This is a genomic window from Rhodococcus sp. 06-1474-1B, from assembly GCF_002258885.1.
In the GTDB taxonomy this organism is placed as follows: domain Bacteria; phylum Actinomycetota; class Actinomycetes; order Mycobacteriales; family Mycobacteriaceae; genus Rhodococcoides; species Rhodococcoides fascians.
On sequence record NZ_NOYR01000003.1, the window covers coordinates 50,357 to 71,123 of the forward strand.

The following is a 20,767-nucleotide window of genomic DNA, read 5'->3' on the forward strand; positions in this document are numbered from 1 at the left end:
GCCCCAGACACCGTCAATTTCACAGATCCTGACACAACCTCCCGCCACATCACCGATCCACCACCAACGAAACCCCAGTTCACCCACCCACTCCGACCCATCACCTTTTACCGATCCGAAGCCAAAACCAACCCACAGACCTCATGCATTCAGGACAGTTTGTGGATTTCGCTGGTAAGGTCCGGTCCATGATGGGTCTGCACAAGCTCACCGCCGGGGACGGGTATACGTACCTGACCAGGCAGGTTGCAGCGGCAGATTCCACCGAACGAGGGGCCGCATCATTGGCCGAGTACTACTCCGAAAAAGGCGAATCTCCGGGCCGCTGGACCGGGTCCGGACTCGCCGAGCTGGAAACCATCGGCGCAGGGGAGCAGGTGTCCGAGGCGCACATGAAGGCGCTGTTCGGTGACGGCCTGCACCCCGAGGCCGACACGATGTACGCGGAAAAGTTCGCGGCCGAGCTCGCTGCCGGTGCGTCGACGAAGAACGCAGAGCGCGCGGCATCGGCGGCGATCAAGCTCGGTCGCGCGTTCAAGATCGACAACGGAGCGTCGGACTATCGGGTCGCGTGCGCGAAGGCGTTCGTCGAGCACAACCTCGCGGCCGGCGAGAAATGGAACGCACCGATCGAGGCCGAATCGCGCGCAACGATCCGCACCCGCGTCGCGAGGGAGATGTTCGAGCGCGAGTACGGACGCGTCCCGGCCGACGAGCGTGAACTGTCCGGGTGGGTCGCCAAATCGGGGCGGCAGAACACCAAAGCCGTCGCCGGGTTCGACCTCACGTTCACTCCGGTCAAGTCGGTCTCGGCGCTGTGGGCGGTTGCGCCGCGGGAGATCTCGCAGGAGATCGAAGCAGCGCACGACGCCGCGATCGCAGCAGCCCTCGAATACCTCGAAGAGCACGCCTGCTTCACCCGTCTCGGCAACGGCGGTGTCGCGCAGGTCGACGCGAACGGATTGATTGCCGCAGCGTTCACTCACCGCGATTCGCGCGCGGGTGATCCGAACCTGCACACCCACGTCGCGATCTCGAACAAGGTCTCCACGACTCTGCCGGACGGGACGACGAAGTGGCTCGCGCTCGACGGGGCCGCGTTGTACCGCAACAACGTTCCCGCCTCCGAGGTCTACAACACCGCCCTCGAAGCGCAACTACGTGAACGCATCGGAGTCGACTTCACTGAGCGCCCGAGCGAGGACCGGTCGAAGCGACCCGTCCGCGAAATCGTCGGCCTGGACACACGATTGGCCGAACGCTGGTCTTCGCGCAACGCCGCCATCGTCGTGCGCACCGCCGAGCTCGCACGCGCGTTCCAGGCCGAGCATCACCGCGAACCGACCGCCATCGAAGCGATACGGCTTGCGCAGCGCGCGACCCTGGAGACCCGGCAGGCCAAACACGAACCGCGCTCGCACGCCGAGCAACGCAGCGGGTGGCGCGCTGAGGCGGTCGACGTTCTCGGTTCACCGAAAGAACTGTCGAAGATGGTGGCCGAGGTGACCGGTAAGAAACGCACCCGGGCAAGCGTGGACATCGACGACCCACGCTGGATCGACTACACCGCCGCCGAAGTCGTCGAGGTCGTCTCCCGTGCACGCTCGCGCTACCAACGACACAACATTCGCGCCGAAGCGATCCGTCAGGTCCGCACCGCCAACCCGCCGGCCGATCGGATCACCGAACTCGTCGATGCGATCACAGACCGCGCGTGCAGCACCGACCTTGCCGTCACCCTGGGGGACGAGACAGGCGACGACGTTGCGGCAGACATCGCCCCGAATGTGATGCGCCGCCGCGACGGCGCAGACGTGCACACCCGCCACGAAGCGACGTTGTTCACCACCACTGCCGTACTCGACGCCGAAGCACGCATCGTCGCCCTTGCACAGCGCAACGACGGTGTGGCCCTCCCCGGCAAGCACGTGGAGATGGCACTGCTCGAGTCCGCGGCGAACGGCCGCGAACTCAACGCCGGGCAGCGCTCACTGGTGCGGGCGATGGCCACGTCCGGTGCGAAACTTCAGCTCGCACTCGCTCCCGCCGGAACCGGCAAGACCACCGCCATGACTGCGCTGACACGGTCGTGGCAGAACGCAGGCGGACACGTTGTCGGGTTCGCGCCGACTGCTGCTGCCGCCGCAGTCCTGCGTCAAGATATCTTGACGACTACCGATACGTTGGCGAAGTTCGTCGACATCACCAAGCGGTTGCGCAACGGCGATCCGGTGTCCGTTCCCGAGTGGTACACCGACATCGGCGAGGACACTCTCGTCATCGTCGACGAAGCGGGGATGACCGGCACCCTCGACCTCGACGACGCAGTCACCGCCCTCGCTGAACGCGGTGCAACGGTGCGGTTGATCGGCGATGATCAACAGCTCGCGTCCGTCGCTTCCGGTGGTGTCCTGCGCGACATCCACGACCGCGTCGGTGCGCTCACCCTCTCGCAGGTGGTGCGCTTCCGCGACAAGGCAACCGGCGCGGCCGAAGGCGCGGCATCGCTCGCACTGCGCGACGGCGACGACGCCGCGATCGGCTTCTACATCGACCACTCCCGGCTGCATGTCGGCTCCATCGCCACCGTCACCGACGACGCATACAGCGCGTGGAGCGCCGACCGCGCCGCCGGCAAGGACGCACTGCTGCTCGCCCCCACTCGTGAACTCGTCGCCGAACTCAACACCCGTGCCCGCACCGACCGCCTCGCCGCCGCCGACGCGAAGGTCGGACGTGAAGCCGTCCTCGCCGACGGCCTCCGCGCGAGCGTCGGGGACATCGTCCGCACCCGCTCCAACGATCGCCGCAACCCGCTCTCGCAGACCGACTGGGTCCGCAACGGTGACCGCTGGACCGTCGAGAAAGTCGGTCGCGACGGATCGCTGATAGTGCGGCACCTCGAACTCGGACGCACCGTCACCCTGTCACCGGACTACGTCCAGTCCGCTACCGAACTCGGCTACGCCGGAACGGTGCACTCCGCGCAAGGCTCGACCGCCGACACCTGCCACGTCGTGGCCACCGGCGACGAAACCCGACAGCTCGCCTACGTCGCACTCACACGCGGGCGACTGAACAACCACATGTATCTCGCGACCGCATCGGACGGCGACCTGCACACCGCGATGACCGAACGCGGAATGCTGCCCCCGACCGCCGTCGACGACTTCCGGGCGATCCTGCGCCGCGACGGCGCGCAGGTCTCCGCGCACTCCACCCTCACTGCAGCCGACGACCCTCACACGCATCTGGCACCGGCCGCGAACGCCTACGACTACTCCGTCGCCACCGCCTGCGAAGTCCTCGCCGGACCCACAGTGATGGCCGCGATCGACACCGCCGCCGACGCCGCGGTCGCCGGCCTCACCGACGACGCCGCATGGCCGGTCCTGCGTGGACACCTCGCGATCCTCGCCGCACACGGACGGGACCCGGTCGACGCACTGAACACCGCAATCACCGAACGCGAACTCGGCAGCGCCTTCGACCGGGCCGCAGTCCTGGACTGGCGACTCGACTCCACCGGACGCCACTCGACAGCACGTGGAGCGTCGGCGCAGGGACCGTTGCCGTGGCTGCCCGCCATCCCCGAGGTATTGCGCAAAGAACCGGAGTGGGCGAGCTACCTCGACGCCCGCGCCGACGCCATCACCGGTCACCGAGACCGCATCGCCGCCGACATCGCCACGTGGACACCGACGACTGCACCGGTGTGGGCGCGCCCGCTGCTCACCGACGAACCCGACCGGGGGCTGCTCACCGATCTCGCGGTGTTCCGCGCCGCACACGACGTCGACCCGGCCGACCGTCGCCCGACCGGACCCGAGCAGCTCGCCGCCGCATCGGCGAAAGCGCAACGCAGCCTCGACCGCCGCGCCGAGACCGTCATCGGCACCACCAACGACGCCGTGAAGCGGTGGCGACCGTTCGTCGACGAACTCGACACCCACATCGCCCGCGATCCGTACTTCCCGATCCTCGCCGACCGACTCTCCGCCGCCGCCCGCGCCGGAATCGAAGTCCACACCCTCGTCCGCGACTCCCTCGCCGCATCGCCGCTGCCCGACGAGCTGCCCGCTGCCGCCCTGTGGTGGCGACTGTCCGGTGAACTCTCCGCCGCCGCGGTCGACGCGGACACGGACGGCCCGGTCCTCGAACCATCCTGGGCACCGGTACTGACCGAACTGCTCGGCTACACCGCCGCCGTCCGAGTCATGTCCGATCCGGCGTGGCCCTCGCTCGTGGCGACCGTCGACGACGCCGACCCGGCACTGTGGACACCGGGACAGTTGCTCGGGACCGCGTACGAGTTCCTGCACGGCGGCATCGACCCGGTCGATCACGGTGTCACCCTGCCCGCCCACGAACTCGCCACCGCGCTGACGTGGCGGGCCGAGATGCTGGTGCGTGAGAACCACCTCGCCCGCACCTACACCCCACCCACCGCCGAACCACTGTCGATCGAGGACGAAGAAGCCGTTCTCGTGGTCGACGAGGCGGTCTCCGACACCGTCGGCGGTGAGCTGCCGGACGAGTTCGTCATCCCGACAGCACTACCGACCGAGGCTGCTGCGTCCGACACCGTCGTCGACGGCTCGACCGCATCGGTTCCGGTCGATGCTGATGCCGACTACCTCGCCTCCCTCGATGCACTCGACGCCCCCGTAGACTACGACCAGCCGCCCCCGCCGGAATACGACGGCGGCTACGACGACGAGTTCCCCGGAATCGACCACGAGGCCGACGCAACACCACTCGGCATCGAGGACACCACGGTCGAGGGCGGCACCGACGACACCGACGCCGAAGTAGACGTGTGGGAGGCGCTGCGCTCGTACGTCGAGACGATCGAGCTGCCGTACCCGACGGTCACCACCGACGAACGAGTCCGCCTGCTCACCCAAGATCTCGACGACGCAAAAACCACGTACCGAGAGCTGCGCGGTCGGATTTCCGACGGCACCAGCCCGGCACAGTTCCATGCCCGCACGATGCTGTCCGAGCTGCAGGAGCGAGCCGACCGGCAACGACCCGCCCGGATCGCGATGCTCGACACCCGCCAGGAATGGACCGACCGCGAGTTCGAGGCCGAAGCGCTCTGGCATCACATCGACACCGTCATCCGGCCCGCAGTCGCCGCCGACGTCGAAGCCGCCGGGGACGACGACGATGCCCGCGCCCTCGCTCAGCGCGGTCTCGACTGGGAGATCTGGCGCGCCGGATTCGTCGACGACACCGCGACCGCCGCGCGCACCCGCGCACACGAAGCCGCCGCCGAGTACGAGCGCGTCACCGCCGCAGACGGGGGAGAAGTCACCGCAGTCGACGTCACCACCGCACGCCTGGCGGCCGAGAGCATCGACCTCGCCGCGCTCGCCGAGCTCAAGGCCGATGTCGACCGCACTGAAGCGATGCTGTGGCGGGCCGAACAGGCAGCGAAGCGTTCCGCGATGACCGACACTCCGACCTTGACGACGCAGGAGCAGCCCACTGCCACCACCGCGGCGGTTGACGCATCACAAATCGATACCGTGGTCGAGCAGCTCGAGCACGAAGCGCCTGCCCAGACAGAACTGGCGGTGAAGGACACCAGCGAGACCGCCAACGATCCGCAACCGGTGCTCTCGCCGGCCGACGCCGCTCTACACGCGAAGATGGAACAGGACCCGATCCGGCTCGTCCCGGACGCCGAGTTGATCGCGTTCGTCGACCGCGCTGGACGATCGCGCACCGCACCCACCGTCGTCGCGGACACCGAGAAGCTGTACGCCCGACTCGACGAGCAAGCTGCAGCCATCGCCGACGCCCGCGAACTCGCAGCCGAACTCCGCCGAGTCACCGCGCAATACGAAGCCGCACACACCGAACACACGACGCTCACCGAGCAGCTGTCGACCGCGAAGAGACGTGAACGCAAGACCCTCGAACCCGCAGCCGCCGAAGCGCGTCTACGGGAAGAACGCCTCACCCGCCAGGTGCGAGACACTCAACGCGCCGCACGCGACGCCGCCGGACGTGTCCAGGCCGAGACCGGCGAGTGGCCGGCGATCGTTCAACGCGCCACTGACCCTGAACGCCGCGCCGCAGATCTCGCCGCCGCCGCGGTGTTCGATACCGCCATCACCGAACGCGGACGGCGTCTGCGAGCAGTGACTCTGGCGGGCGACCGCCATGCTGCTGAACAGCGCATTCGCGCCGGTGCCGGTGCCATCGAGATGATCGAAGCTTCTTCGATCCACGGAATCACAGACACCGGTAGCGGTGGGCGCAGCGCTGAGAATGTTGATCCGGAGGCGCAGAAGAGCATCGCGCGCCTGCTTGCGGACGCACCTGGACCCGGACGAGTGCGCGGAGCCACGGACACTCGGAAGCAGCCGATGGAGCTGGACTCGGCCACACAAGAGCGTGGGATCGACCACGATCATGGGCTGTGAGAAAGCAGTGAGTGCCGTCCCCTTTCCAGTCTCATTCGTTGCTGTCGCGAGGATGAGTCCGAGGTGTCCCTCAGCCAGCTACGGGTAGACGTAATCGCCGTCTTCTTCGACCAGCTCACCGCTCTGGACAGGGGGCGGAACTGCCCCGCACGCAGCGGCGTAGTCCTCCGCAATGGCGGGGTTGGAATCGCCCGGATTGTCCGCATACCAACCTGATAGCTGAGCGCACCGGCCGTCGTCGCTGTCCGAGCCGATCCAACCGAAGAACTGGACGGCAGCAAACCCGGCCGCCACGATCACAGCGATAATGCACAGACCAACAAAAGCCATTCCCACGCGCTCGCCGCCAGTAGCCGGCGCACTGGGATCTCGCACCCACATCCGTTCCTTCGCCGACCAGTAGTACCCATGAGCGCGGGTGAAATCAGACGGAGAATCCGGCCATTTCAAGTCTCGCAACAACTCGCCTGTCGGCAACTTCTTGTTGGGAGGAACGCCGGGAGGTGAACGCCGAGCTGAACGAGAGTTACGGCTTCGGCTCAGCCCAAAACCTCGATTCATGGAACGGCCTGCTGTGGATGAAGTGAGCGCTGCCGTAGCGCTCCGCCCTGCCATGTTGGATCGGACGACGGGTACGTATTCCCTTGCAGCATCACCGGCTTCGGGCGAAGTCACGAGCACACAGTGCCGGTTCTCTTCGGGGGCGAGACCCTCATCGTCGCCGGGCACATGAAAGATCACGTACCCCGGCGCTCCCGGCCCGGGGTAGAGAAACGTCACCGACTCGATGTGGCCATACGCGATGGCGACCTTGTCCGAACCCTTGCCCGCATCAGGATGGAACTCGAGCGTCACACCCTGGGAATCGACTGTCACGTTGCCGTCCGAACCTCGATACGTGGTCTCCACAGTCTGCCTCCAGGTGCACGGTGTGCTTGCCGGAAAGTCGTCCACAGGCGACCAACCGTTACATGCGCTCAATAGAGAACCGTGCCCTTGTTGGTCGCCCGGGTGCGGCCTTTCGACGACGGGATCGCCCGAAGTCCCCTCGCAAAGCCAGATCGATTCGGGGAACACAAAGCACCCCACATACTGCTGACCGTCAATGAATCTTGACGGTCAGCAGTATGTGTCTTGTCGACCGAGATTGTGGATCTAGGTATCGAGGCCGAAACCCGTGTCAGGTTCGCGCCCGGGCTCGGGTCGCCCGTTCTCGGTACCTTTCCATGGCTTCGCCGCTCCTGGGTTTTCGTCCACCGCACGAAGAAAATTGCCGGGACGAGTCGATGTGTCGCCCGGTTCCAGATGGTCGTTCCCGCCTGCGCTTTGCGCGGTAGCGAGCTGAGCAGCAATGGCTTTGTCGTGCATCATTGCCCGTACATCATCTGCGCTACCCATTCCGAGGTCTTCGACGAGTGCGGGGGTGGGGTTGAGCATGAGCGACCACTTGGGCTCGCGGCCTTTCCCTGCGGCGCGTTCGGCGCGTGCAGCATCGCGGGCGAGGGCTTCTGGGCTGGTTTCGGCTTCCTTGATCTCGCGCCGCAGACGGGAGACTTCGTTCGAGAGGTCCTTGAGCTGGACTGCTTTCGGGAAGTCGGAGAGCTCGACGAGTTCGAGGTCGTCGAGTCGTTGTTCGTCTCGATCGAGTGACCGTTCGGCCTTGGCCAGGTCGGTGTCGACGGTGTACGCCATATTCTCGACCCGCGTCAGCAGCCCGAAAGCGTGTTGGCTGCGATCACTGTCCCCGATCTTCGGGTGCAGGTCGCGAGCTTCGATCACTTTCGTCGACGACCCCAGTCCGGAGAACGACAGATACAGCGCACTGTCCTGGGCGGGACGGGACGCCTCGATCGGGAATCCGCTCATCTCCGCGATGACCACTGTCTTGGTCAACCCTGCGCCTTTGAGCGAGTGATAGGTGCCTTGCAGTGCAGAGGCCATCGCGTTCGCGGCGTCGCTCCGGTTGTCGTAGAACACACCGCGAACGGTCATGCCGGGCCACTGCTCGACCTCGCGCCGGCCTTTGAGCACCGGTGCCGCCTCGGTCAATTGGGCGACCCGCTGACGTGCTCGTGGCACTTCGCGGCGCAGGCGGTCGCGGTCTCGCTCGATCGAGCGTTGCTCGGCGAAATGCGAATCCGCCTCGGATTGGAGCTCCTGGAGCTGGGAGTCGAGTTCGATCTGCTGGATGTACCGATCGTCGCCGGTGGCGAGGGCTTTGGTCATGGCCGAGTTCTCGGCGAGCGAGTCGCTGTCGAGGTCGACCACGCGGCGCATCGAGCGATCTGCTTTCTTGAGCTGTTCGATGAAATACGCCTTGCGGTGCACGGTCTGCCACATGACGGTGTCGAAGGTCTTCTCGGCGACGTAGTTGAACACCTTCACGCGGGCGTTCTGGTTGCCCTGCCGGATGATTCGGCCCTCACGTTGTTCGAGGTCGGCCGGTCGCCACGGCACGTCGACGTGATGCAATGCGATCGCGCGATCCTGAATGTTGGTGCCGGTGCCCATCTTCTCGGTGGACCCGAACACCACCGATACCTTTCCGGTGCGGCACATCTCGAACAGGCGGGCCTTCTCCGACGGCTTCGGGTAGTCGTGGACGTACGCGATCTGCGCGGGCTCCATTCCGCCGGCGAGCAGCTCGTCGCGGATCCCGTCGTAGATCGACCACGACCCGTCGGCTTTCGGGGTGGAGCGGTCGCAGAACACGATCTGCAACGCACCCGGTGTCGGGTGCGGTTCACCGGAGGCATCGAGGTAGGTGTTCTCGTTGGAGTCGTTGTGCACGTGCAGGATTCGCTGCGCAACGATGTGCGCACGTGAATGCTCCGGCGGTGCCGAATTGAGGTGCGCGACCCTGGGGTCGAGGGTGGCGTTGCGGCCGTCGTTGGCGACCTTGAGCGCGTTGTCGATGTCCGGGCGTTTGACGTCGGCGTGATCGGCCCGGTAGCCCAGATCGGCGATGAAGTCCTGCACTTCCAGCGCTGGAGTGAACGTGACGTCGGTGTTGCGGCCACCGTCCTTGACCGGCAGGTTCGCCGGCACCTGATCGCGGGTGACGGCGTCGGTGTAGACGCTGGTCATACCGATCAGATCGCCGACGTTGGTGAATTCACCGACCCGGGTGATCGCCCGCAGTCTCGATCCGGACGAATTCAGCTCGACCCGCTCGACGGTGTCGGTGAATGTCGCTCCCCAGTCGTTGATCTGGGCGACCCCGGCGTCCTCAAGGAGATCCGGACGCAGGTAGTGCTGCATCACCCACAGCTCGGCGAGAGAGTTCGCGACCGGTGTGCCGGTGGCGAACGTGGCCACACGTTCGACGTACTCCTCCGGCGGGATGCCTTTGGTGATCGCTTCCTCGCGGCGCATCGACCGCAGATAGTTCAGCTTCAGATCGAGGTCGGTGGCCCGGTGCGAGCCTTCGTTGGCGAGCTCGGTGACCCCGGACGCGCGAGCGAGGTTCTTGAACTCGTGGGCTTCGTCGACGAACAGGTAGTCGCAGCCCGATGCCTCGAACGTGAGCCCGAGATCCTTCCCGGCCTGTTCGAGGGCCGTTTCGAGCTTCTCCTCGAGCTTGGCTTTCATCGCCTCGAGACGTTTGCCGGTCTGGATGCTCTCGACGTTGTCGAGCTCGGCGGCGATAGCCTCGACCTGGGTGCGGATGTATTCGGCTTTCGTGCCGGGATCGACCCCGATCGAGGAGAACGCCGACCGCGGCACGATCACCATGTCCCAGTCCTGTGAGGCGGACTGCGCGACCAGCAATCGGCGCCCTTCGGCGTCGGTGGCCGCCGATCCGGACAGGATCCGTGCGCCGGGATACCATTGGCCCGCTTCGCGGACGACCTGGTCGATGATGTGGTTGGGCACCACCACCCACGGCTTGTTCGCCAACCCGAGGCGCTTGAGCTCCATCGCACCCATCAAGATGGTGCCGGTCTTGCCGGCCCCGACGACGTGATCGAGCAGCACCGTCGGCTCGGAGACGATCCGGGCGGCGGCGTCGCGTTGGTACGGGTACGGCGAGTACTTCTCCCCGAGACCGGGAAAGGACATGTGCGCACCCGAATGCACCGGCGCAACAACGGAATTGAACTTGTCGTTGTAGATGTCGAGGAGCTGTTCGCGGCGCACCTCGTCGGCGTGCAACGCCCACTGCCCGAACTCCTGCGCCAGACGTCGCGCCTTGGACTGAGCGGCGCGTGTCGCAGCATCGTGCACCGTCGGTGCGCCCGCGCTGTCACGGAACTCTTTCGAGCTGGTGATCTCGATCGGGTCGCTGTTGAGCAGATCGGTGAGCATTGCGGGCCATTCGTAGTCCCCGGCGCGCATACCGGCGTTGCCGATACCGCGGTCTTCGGCCGGCCGGTGCTCGAAGTTGTACTTCGTCGACCACGCGCCCCGTTTGGGCACCAGACCCCATTTGAGATTCTGCGCTCCCGAGTCCGCGTAGTGCCCGACCGTGACCGACCATCGTCCCGATGCCCGCTCGATGGTCACCGGAACATCGGCCGGCACCTCGAACGTCTCGCGGACGAACTGGGTGTAAGTCTCGATCGGCACCCACGGAGCACCGAGAGCGACATCGACATCGGTCTTGCGCGGCGGGATGACCGCGGTCAACGCATCGACGTTGGCCTGGTAGCGGGGATCGAGGGCGGCGACCTCTTCGGCATCGGCGAGCTTGGTGCGAACATTGCCCGACAGATACCTCGACGACGACACCCACCGTGTCGGATCGGTCAACGTGCGGAAAGCACGGCCTTCCATCTGCGTCTCGGCCTGCTCGACGGTGGTCCCGAGCAGCTCGGCGATACGCCCGACGTCCAGACGCGCGTGCTCGTCGAGGCTGATGGCCATCGCCTCGTCGACCGTCTCGGCGTAACTGCGCAGCTCACGCGAGTGCAGGACATCGGTGTGGAAGATCGCCGCCTTGCGGGCCGTCATGGTCTCCTCGTCGAAATGCTCGAGGGAAAGCACCGCGGCGAACGTCGGGTCGGCGCGGATAGCTCGGCCGAGGTGACTCTGCAGCTTGGTCGGCTGTCGCGGGTTGATCCAGGCATCGTCGGACAGCCGGTCGTAGACGTCCTCGGGGATCTCCCCGGCATACGGGTCGCCGGCGACCCCTTCGTCCTTACGCCACGTCTCGATCAGCTTCGCCAGAGCGGCATCGTGCTGCGATTCGGTGAGGTCCTTGGGTATCGACATCTTGAACCGGTTGATCGGGCCGTAGCGGGCAACGTAGGCGTCGTACTGCTCACCCAGGATCTCCCGCAGCGCTTGCCGTTGGCCGGGGTCGGTGGGGCCGCGTTGCGCGTCGATCAGGGCATGGGTGGTGTCGCGCAGCGCGAGCAGCTCGCCCCATTCGGCGACCTGCTTGGCTCCACGAGTGTTCACCAGCTCCCACTCGCGGGAGTTCCAGCGTTCGATGGTCTCCATCTGCACGTCGTGCCGCAGCGTTCCCACCGCGAGCTCGTCCTGGTCCGGTCCGTTCCCGATCGCGAGGAGCCCGCGCTCGAAGTCCTCCCGGGTCGGCCCGAGGGTGTCGCGCCACGATGCGGTGAGCCCGAGCCCGTCGGTCTTCGCGACATCGACGATCGCGGTGAGCCGATCCTCGACCAGAGAAGCGAGGTCGACGTCGCTGTCGGTCGCGTCGACGGACAGAGTCTCGTTGCCGTACATGCCGTGCCCGACCCGCAGCTCACCGAGCACCCATTCCGGGTGATCGGTGTAGACGGCATTGATCGGTACGCCCTTGTCCTCGCCGGCATCATCGAGTGCAGTGGCGTTCTCGAGCTGCAGGAACCGCTCGGTCAATGGTGCGGGCTTCGCCCCGTCTGCGCGGCGACGCAACACGAGAATGTCGGTGACGACCTCGGTCCCGGCAACCCGCCGGAACGCGTTGGACGGCAATCTCACTGCGCCGACGAGGTCGCCGAGGGCGGCGATGTCGCGGCGGGCGCGCTGGTTCTGGGCGTCGAGGGTGTAGCGGGAGGTCAGGACGGTGACGTAACCGCCGGGTGCAGTCATCGCCAACGATTTGACGATGAAGTGGTTGTGGATCGAGTGCTTGGCCTGGTTGTGGACCGGGTCGTAGAGCCGATAGTCCCCGAACGGGACGTTGCCGATCGCCGCGGTGAACGAGGACGCCGGCGCGGTGGTCTTCTCGAATCCTTCGCCGCGGATCTGCGCCGACGGATTCAACGCCGCGGCGATCGCGGCAGTGGTGGCATCGAGCTCCACCCCGACCATCTGCGCCGAGCTAGGGGCGTGGGCGATGAATGTGCCAGCACCGCAACCCGGTTCGAGGACACGGCCGCCGGTGAACCCGGCCCGGATCGTCGCCCTCCACATCGCCGCCGCGATGGCCGGGTCGGTGTAATGGGCGTTGAGGATGGTGCGCTGTGCCTGAGCCCAGGCTGCGTCGTCGAGCAGGGTGCGTAGTTGCTCGCGTTCGGCGGTCCAATCGTCGCGTCGCGGGTCGAAGACCTGCGGGGTCGCGCCCCAACTCGACCAGCGAGCCAGGACCGCTTGCTCGTCGGCGGTGGCGTAGCGATCCTGCGCGGTGACGACAGCGAGGGTGCGCAGGGCGTCGATGTTCGCTGATACGCGGGCTTTCGCTCCGGACGGAACCAGAATCTCGGTGCCGGGCCGGAAGTCGACGGGATCGACATTCCACAATCGCTCGGCGACTGTCTGAGTGTCGACCACCATCCCCTCGGTGGCGTCAGGGACTGCGGTAGTCGCCGTGGGGTCGGGGGTCGGTTCGACTGTGGGGGAGTCGGTCTCGACGGTGGGTGGGGGAGTGCTCTGCGCGGCGAGGAGTTGGTCGACGTGGCGACCGTCGACGGCGATCAGGTGCCGACTCTGGTTGCCGTAGCTGATCGCGGCGGCGTGATCGTCGGGCCCGAGAGTCTTCTGATTCTCCTCGGGAATCAACGACACATCGCCTGCGCGGCGCAGCTCCATCAGTGCGTCGGTGACCTGCTCGGCGGTCAGTGTTCCGTCGAGGTCGGCGCGGATCCGCGCCAACCGCACGTACGCTTCGTCCTCGCGCGCCAGCCGACCGTAGGCGTCGCGCACCAGCTCGACCGGGGACGGCGGTAGCACCGCGGCGTCGACGGCGGTGTTCGCGACAACCTCTGGTGTGGGCTGCAACTTCGGCACCGGTTGGGAAGCGTCGGCCTCAGCGACCAGAACGTCGGGATCGACTGGTGTGGGCAGCGGTGTGCCGCCGACATCGACGGCAGTCGGGTCGATCGGCGCAGCACCGTCGGCGTCGAACGCGAACAGATCCAGCTGGGCGTCGGATTCGCTACGGCGGGTTACTTTCCGCTTGCCGCGTGCTCGGCCACCCGCTCGTCGAGCTGGCTCGTGAACGTGGGAAACAGTGGGTGCTCGGTCGTCGTCGGGTAGGGCTCGTTGTCCTCGATCCGCGCCGCGATCAAATGCGCTGCGTAGTACCGGAACCTCATCGGTTGCTCCGCCCACAATAGGTCCGTCAGCTGGTTCGCTTCCTTGTCCGGGTCCGCGCAGTTCAGTGGGTTGCGCCACCGCTCCGGATCGCTCTTGTGGACCTGGATCCGTGCTCGATCCCGCTCGGCTTCGGCTTCCGGGCTCTCCTGATCCGGCGGGTAGGCCTCCATGTCCTCCGGGAGCTGGTTGTAGATCTCCTCGTTGATCACGAAGTCCGTCGCCTGCGCCCAGGCCTGGTTGATCAACCCGACTTTCTCCATGTACGGGGGCGGTTGGCCGTTGTCGCGCATGTAGTTCCGCAGAACTTGGTCCTGCATATGGATCTTCATGTTGTCGATCCGCTCCGCGATCCGCTCGCTCTCGCTCTCGAGGAACGCCTGTTGATCCTCGGGGCTCAACTCCGGCGGCAGCCCCTGGTGCTGGAGATAGAGCTTCATGATGTCTTGCGTTATCGGGTCGATCATGGGTGTCACTGTCCTCTGTCTCGGCGAACAAATCGAGTTGGAAATCGTCGGAATCTTTGGCCACAGCGTGCGCTCCTGAAGTCGGGCGAGAGGTGTATGCGACCCGCGCAACCCGAGGCCGGGTGGGGGTCGTTAACGTCGTCGTCGGCTGGAGGCGCAATCTCCGGCCATTAAGGGCCCTGGTGGGTCATGCAGGACCCACCAGGGCTTCTGGCTGTTTCGGGTCAGGGGTTGTGTCAGGTTTTTCAGCCGGTGAGCTCGTCGAACCAGCCGGCCGGGGCCTGCGCCAGGTTCAGTCGTATCGGCGGTGTCTTCTGATGAGAGTCGCGGCTGCACAGGTACATCGGGCCGTGCTCGGCGTCGAGCATCGTGCGCAGTTGCGGGTCCGCGTGATGGACCCACCACGCCGACATCGCGGCACCGTCCTCGGCTGCGGACGCTGCCTCCCATGCCGTCCACAGTGCGTGCAGACGCACCACAACCTCGGGATGCTCGAACCAACGTGGGCAGAACACCCGGTTCTTCCCGGTAGACGACGAGAGCTTGCGGGCCACGATTGCCGACAGCCACGTCTCGAACCAGGCATCGAAGCTCGAGAACTTCGTCGACGCAGCCTTCTCGGGAACGGGATCGAAGTTGTCGGGATGGTCGCCGGGGAAGTCGTCGTCGGGGTGGAAGTCGTCGTCAGCGGTCACAGGAACGGCTCCTCGTCGACGTCGTCGATGGTGGCGGTGGCGTGTACTCGATCGGGGACGGGGATCTGGTCCTTGTCGGGGATCCCGTACATCTCGAACGAGGCATCGATCGCGTCGGCATTGGGGCCGTCGGACCAATACATCTTCTTCACCAATACCGGGCGATTACCGGAAATCTGCACCAAAGCTCGGGTTTTCGGGATCGCGGCGAGATCGTCGACGGTCAGGATCGCTTCCTTGGACCAGGACTGCGACTTCGACGACGACCCACTGTCGAACATTCCGCCACTACTCGATCGTGACCAGCGTTCGACGTCGTGATCACCGACGAGCGCCGACAGCTCGGAGAGCGTGTTCTTGTCCTTGACGCCGCCGCCGTACCAGAGGAAATTCGCGGCATCGAGAAGCTGCTTGACCCCGTCCTGGCCCCATACCTTCTGGGCCTGAGAGAGGTTCTGCACGATCGTCATCACGCAGATCCCTTGCGATCCGAGGTGGGAGTACCAGGCGGGGAGCTCGGGGAGTCGGCAGACGTTCGCGGCCTCGTCGAGGACGCCGAGCATCGGCACCGGAAGTCGCCCGCGCGGGCTGCGGCGAGCGACGCGCTGGGCGGCGTCGATGATCGACCCGATCAGCGCCGTGGTCAGCGCCGACGACGAGTCGGGGCCTTCCTTCGACAACGCATACAGCGTGTCGTTACTGGTGACGAAGTCCTCGACGACGAATTCGCGCATCGAGTGCGGGTACCGCACCGATCCACCGATCTTGGTGTCCGGTGCGCCCTCGAGGGAGATGTCGCGGCGGTTCGGTGGGAGCACCGACATCGCGTACGTGCGCTGTTCGAGCAGTCCGATGAATCGACGAGCCATGTCGTACAGGCCATCTCGCTGGCGCGGGTTGAGTTCGCTGGTCGACTTCAAACGGTTCGCAATGATGTGGTGTCCGTGGACCTCGAGCAGCCGCTGGGGAAGTTCGTTCCCCTCGTCGGAGAGCCAGCCGTAGACGTGCAACAGATCCCCGTCCGCACACGCCGCCGCGAGCATCATCTGCGCCAACAACTCCTGAGCTCCGCCGTCGAAGTAGGCATCGACGCGGGCCGAATCGTCCTTCGATGCGGCAGCGAAGTAGGAGGCCAGCTTGCGGGCGTCCATGATCGTCTCGATCGCGCGCAGCGGGTTCCACCAGAACCCGTCGTCGCCGGTGCGGGGGCCTTCGGCGATCCCCTGTAGGTCGTAGCGCAACACCGCGCCGAGCAACTCGCGGACACCTCGGGTGAAGTCGTGACCGTCACGCTTGTTGGAGGTGAACAATGCCGCGCCCGGTGCGGTGCACAGTGCGTCGATCGCCAGCGCTGCGGTCTTACCCATGCGAGGCCCGGCGAGGGCGAAGAGCATGTCTTCCCAGGACATGAATACCTTCTGGTTGCCTTGGACGGTGCGCCCGACGATGACCCCGATGTCGGCGTCGTCCAGGGTGTCCCGGTCGACGAGGTCCGGTCGCAGCTTCTTCGCTCGTTCCAGTGCCTGCTTGCCGGTCACTCCACTGAGCTTCGATGTGGGACCCATCAGTCGGGCCTTGGCGTCGACATCGTCTTTCTTGCCACTTCCGGTCGCGCGCGCCGCTGCGGCGACCCCGGTCAGACCGGAGGCGATGATCACCGTGATCACGAAGATCCATGTCGAGACGGTCGGCCAGGTCAGCTGTCCGCCGGCCACGGAGAACAGGGCAACGAACGGATTAGCGGGGATCTGCTGGCCGGTGTCGGTGAACGCGTGCCCGAGCCACAGCGACCCGTATCCGAGGGCGATAGTCGCGATCGCGAGCATGACTGCGATGAGCGGCAGCATCGACGAGGACGCGCCGGCACCCTTCGATGTCGCCTTCTTGGTCACCATGCGTCCACACCAGCCTCGACGGCTGTGTCGACGCCGCGGTCGATCTCGATGACGCGGGCGACCCGGTCGGTGATGTCGACGACCGAACCCGAGGACTGTTCCTGGCGCGGTGTGTCGAGCAAGAGATCGGCCAGACGGAGCGGTTCGACGTCGGCAGAGGTGGAGGACAAGTCGAGGGTGTGTTCGGCGATGTCGTCGAAATCGAGGCCGTCGAGCTCGGCAGGCAACTCCAGGACGTCCAGCGACAGACCCGGCCGGCGTACCGCGTCGTCGATACCGTTGTCGACCAGACGTTCCCGCCACGCATCCTCGTGCACCGCAGTGCGATCGACGGTGGCGTCCGCCCACTCCTGCTGAACGGGATCGGTGAAGGTCTGCGCGGTGATCAGCTCGTGCGCGACACCGGCCGCAGCGAGATATGCAGCGGCCCGCACCAGCGACACGTCAGTATCGAGCAGCCCGAATGCTCGACTGTCACTGCGCGGCTCGTAGGAGTGCGACCGAGTGCGGATCTCCTCGCGGCGGACGTGCGCGCGATCGGCCAGGCTGCGGCGTCGTGCGGCAGCCAGAGTGGCGCGGCGACCGCGTTCGTAGGCGGCGGCAGCGATCTGTGAGCGGCGCTGCAGCTCCGCGGTCGAGACAGAGCGAGTGTTCATCGACGGTCACCACCGTCGATGGTGAACGAGATGTGATGAGTGCTCGGCGAGAGCGCGTGAGAAATCGACATGGAGGGCCTTCACTGGGAGCGTCGGCCAGCCCACAGCACAATCGCACCGACACCCGAAAGAGGTGCGGTGCAGCGCTGTTGCTGGATGGACGCTCGACCGTGACCCTCATCGACGGTCGAACGGAGTCAGACTAGCTCATAGCCGCGTGCTACGCACCGTTCCAGGATGCTAACCCGACGCCGCACGTGTCCCGAGCAGATACGGCCACGGGGCAAGTGCAGCCACTGTGGTGCCGACCAGCGAGTACATCGCGGGAATGACGGCCCAATCTCCTAGTGCCGCATGCCGCGCCGTAAGTCGACACGTGGGGCGGAGACAGTCGCGACACGGGCGATGAGTCGGGGGGCGTGATGGATCGACTCGCACTATGGCGACCCAATTCGAGATCTTTCCGTTCCACGGAGGCGTGGGTTGGATAGGGACTACCCGATACCCCGACCATTGAGTGAGGGCGGGGTATCGCGTCAGCTCCATGAGATTGAGTCGACTGTAGGACGCGCCGCGATCGCATAGCTGGGAACGGACGCGCATATTGGGACGGTCAGTCAGCTGCTTCCGAATGGTGGGGAGGAGCTGCCTGCGGATGGAGTTTCGGGGATCGGACCGTCTCCCGAAAGCGGGATGTCGATGACGGGTCCTGGCGATCCGACTGCAGTGACAGTGATGGCCACGCGTGCGGCCTCACTGTTGTCGGCGCTTCGGATCACGATGTGGTGCTGACCAGGTTGTGCGTCGTCTGGGACAGTTATGTCTGTTGTGGCAGTGCCACTGCTGCTCGCAGTGACCGTGGTGAGAAGGACCGGGTCGGATTCGAAGTAGACGCCGTATGGGGCATCGCTGGCGAGGCCAGTGATGTTCAGGCGGAGCGCCTGGCCCCGCACATAGCCGGCGGTGACAGTCGGTGTTCCGGTGGCGAGTAGTCGCAGTCGCAGTGCCGGCGAATCCTGCCAGGTCTGAATCGGGTCGTTGTTGCTATCCATGATTTCGGCAAACCAGTTAGTTCCCGCACCGGTGGCATCAAGACCTCCACAGCGACCAGACAGTGTTTGCTCGTAAGCGGCGTACGCCTCGGTGCCATCGAATTTGCCGTTGCCGTTAAGGTCGAAACGCTCCTCGTCTGCGTACAGCGGTCCTTGCTGAAACTTCGTCAGGGCCGCGTTCCTCAGAGCATCACTGTCGAGCGTGATACGCACAGACACCGATGTCGATCCTGGGGTGAGTGCGATCGGGTCGCTATAGCCAAGCAGGCTCGCAGCGCTCGACAGTCTTTTCCCGTTGGCGGTGATCTGGATGATGTCGAGTGCGTTCGGGGGCTCAGTGCCGCTCCGGTTAGACATGCTCATTCCGACCTGGCATTGATCCAGCGCTCCGTAAAAGTTTTGCATCATCAACCGTTCCCCGGCCATGGCCGGGCGGTTCAGACTGTAGGTCGCGGTGACTGAATCTCCGACGCCGTATGCGTCCTTCACTGGCTCGATCCGTGGCCCCATCCCATACGCCAGTCGGGCTTTTGTGATGGTGGCCTGCAAGGACTTCGACATGAACTCGACCTCACTCGTAGTCGAGGGCGAAGCGCCGGCACTCGTAACGAACTTCATACCATCGTTGAAGTAGGTCAGGTGCGTATCTTCGTTGAAGGGTGGACCTACCGCGCAAATGACGTCTTCGTCGTGGCAGATTGAGATCCGATCGACACCGGGAAGCGCGTAGAACGTGTCGTTGTAGTCTCCAAGCAGAAGCCGAAATATTCCTTGCCCGTCCGATCCGGATCCGAAGACGCCGTCGGCATTTGGCTTTTGTAGCGGATCACCGACGGTGAATACACCTGCAACCCGGGATTCACCGGGGTAAACAATGTCGAGGGTATTTGCGGCAGCCCGGGCTGCCATCGCCCCTTGCGAGTAACCAATGAAAACGACCTTCGGGTCGGCGCAACCGGGTGCTTGACTGAACTCGCGGTACACCCGCAGGGCCGCGGCCGCACCCTCGTTCGCTGAGGTGATGATCTCTTCCGTGTTTTCGATCGTGCCGTCCTCCCAAATAACCACCGGCACCGCCCGGTAACCCTCCGTTCCCAGTGCACCTCCTGGGGCCGGGACATCCAAGATTGGCGCATCACGCAGGTAGCCGCCCCATGCAGCTTCACCGAGGAGTTTCTGGAGTGTCGGGCCTTCCCAACCACCCCCGGTCTGTCCGGGGTAGCTAGTCATTCCTACAGACGTCTCACCGGAACCCCGCAGCGGAATGATCACTACTGGCACACAGTTGGAGATTGCTGCCGCCGCGACGGGTGCACCCCACAGCGGAACAATGACAGACGCCACCACAGCCAACGCTGTCGACAGCACTACTCCCCGCCGTTTAAGGACCATCCTCGCTCCTTCAGATTACCGCCTACTTTCCGTAGGTGCTGGGATGTTAACCCTTTGTCCCCGGTCTGTTTGGATGTAGCTGGGCCAATAGAGCCACGGACTTTAACAAAATCCGTACAAGACCTGCACCGGAAGCATCCAACAATGGCGTGTCAAATTCACTTGTTTGAATGACTACGATTAATTGCTAGTGCGGTCACGTGCGTAGGAGCCGTCCCTGACGTAGGCGAGTGACGCCCGGGCCGCAGGCGGCCTTATCGGGGCTCAGAGTGGGAAGAATCTGCGACACGGGCCTTCGCGATTGACTAGGCGATGCCGCGATCTTTCCTTCCCAACCGCCTTGATCGCTGAACGGCACGTATTCGATGGACGTAGTGTCGAGAGAAAGATTGAGCACACGAAAACCCTGGTACCTCGTTGGCCTGGCCGGGTTCGTTGGCAGGATAGCCGCTGATTCGCACATGTCGCCGTAACCAGCGTTCACCGGCGAGATTGACTGCGTCGTAAACGGGTATGCCGCGCGTTCGACTTCGGCAGTCATAGACTCCGCGTTATGGATGGGCTGGACTTCGGAATGCCGAAGACATACAAGAACCGCAGCGGCAACGACGTCACCGAATGGCCGGATGGCCTCAAGCTCGTTCGCTTCGCCGACGGTCGGGTCAAGGTCGGCCGCCAGGGATCCGTTCTCCGT

General features: G+C 65.1%; 8 protein-coding genes. 1 reads left to right on the forward strand and 7 read right to left on the reverse strand.

Annotation, left to right across the window (positions count from 1 at the left end; genetic code table 11):
* Window positions 1–188 precede the first annotated feature (188 nt).
* Complete coding sequence (gene mobF / locus CH266_RS00750) at window positions 189–6,437, forward strand: MobF family relaxase (protein ID WP_176456967.1); 6,249 nt, start codon at window positions 189–191, stop codon at window positions 6,435–6,437.
* A gap of 78 nt (window positions 6,438–6,515) precedes the next feature.
* Here the strand turns inward: mobF and CH266_RS00755 are convergent, their stop codons facing one another.
* The 7 genes from CH266_RS00755 to CH266_RS00785 all read right to left on the reverse strand — a co-directional run bounded on the left by CH266_RS00755 (window position 6,516) and on the right by CH266_RS00785 (window position 20,025).
* On the reverse strand, window positions 6,516–7,313 hold the full coding sequence (locus CH266_RS00755) for a hypothetical protein (protein WP_141214459.1): 798 nt from the start codon (window positions 7,311–7,313) through the stop codon (window positions 6,516–6,518).
* Between the two features lie 279 nt (window positions 7,314–7,592).
* Window positions 7,593–13,610: a helicase-related protein gene (locus CH266_RS00760; RefSeq protein WP_255175798.1), complete on the reverse strand. Its 6,018-nt coding sequence runs from the start codon at window positions 13,608–13,610 to the stop codon at window positions 7,593–7,595.
* Window positions 13,611–13,768: 158 nt separating this feature from the next.
* The gene (locus CH266_RS00765) at window positions 13,769–14,383 is read right to left on the reverse strand and encodes a hypothetical protein (RefSeq protein ID WP_094688986.1); all 615 of its coding nucleotides are present in this window, start codon (window positions 14,381–14,383) and stop codon (window positions 13,769–13,771) included.
* 245 nt (window positions 14,384–14,628) lie between these two features.
* Entirely contained in the window at window positions 14,629–15,078 is a 450-nt protein-coding gene (locus CH266_RS00770) for a DUF4913 domain-containing protein (RefSeq protein WP_176456968.1), read from the reverse strand.
* Window positions 15,075–16,973, reverse strand: coding sequence for a type IV secretory system conjugative DNA transfer family protein (locus CH266_RS00775; RefSeq protein WP_094688984.1), 1,899 nt, complete (start codon window positions 16,971–16,973; stop codon window positions 15,075–15,077). The genes CH266_RS00770 and CH266_RS00775 overlap by 4 nt, the downstream gene beginning before the upstream one ends.
* Window positions 16,967–17,629: a TraI DNA relaxase gene (locus CH266_RS00780; RefSeq protein WP_094688983.1), complete on the reverse strand. Its 663-nt coding sequence runs from the start codon at window positions 17,627–17,629 to the stop codon at window positions 16,967–16,969. The genes CH266_RS00775 and CH266_RS00780 overlap by 7 nt, the downstream gene beginning before the upstream one ends.
* Before the next feature lie 617 nt (window positions 17,630–18,246).
* Window positions 18,247–20,025 (reverse strand): cutinase family protein, encoded by a 1,779-nt coding sequence (locus CH266_RS00785; RefSeq protein ID WP_176456969.1) that lies wholly within the window; start codon window positions 20,023–20,025, stop codon window positions 18,247–18,249.
* Window positions 20,026–20,767 lie beyond the last annotated feature (742 nt).

What these genes read in the sequence shown, in the direction of transcription:
- mobF (WP_176456967.1), top strand. Translation starts at nt 189, where the DNA reads ATGATGGGTCTGCACAAGCTCACCGCCGGGGACGGGTATACGTACCTG.
- CH266_RS00765 (WP_094688986.1), bottom strand. Translation starts at nt 14,383, where the DNA reads ATGATCGACCCGATAACGCAAGACATCATGAAGCTCTATCTCCAGCAC.
- CH266_RS00775 (WP_094688984.1), bottom strand. Translation starts at nt 16,973, where the DNA reads ATGGTGACCAAGAAGGCGACATCGAAGGGTGCCGGCGCGTCCTCGTCG.
- CH266_RS00780 (WP_094688983.1), bottom strand. Translation starts at nt 17,629, where the DNA reads ATGAACACTCGCTCTGTCTCGACCGCGGAGCTGCAGCGCCGCTCACAG.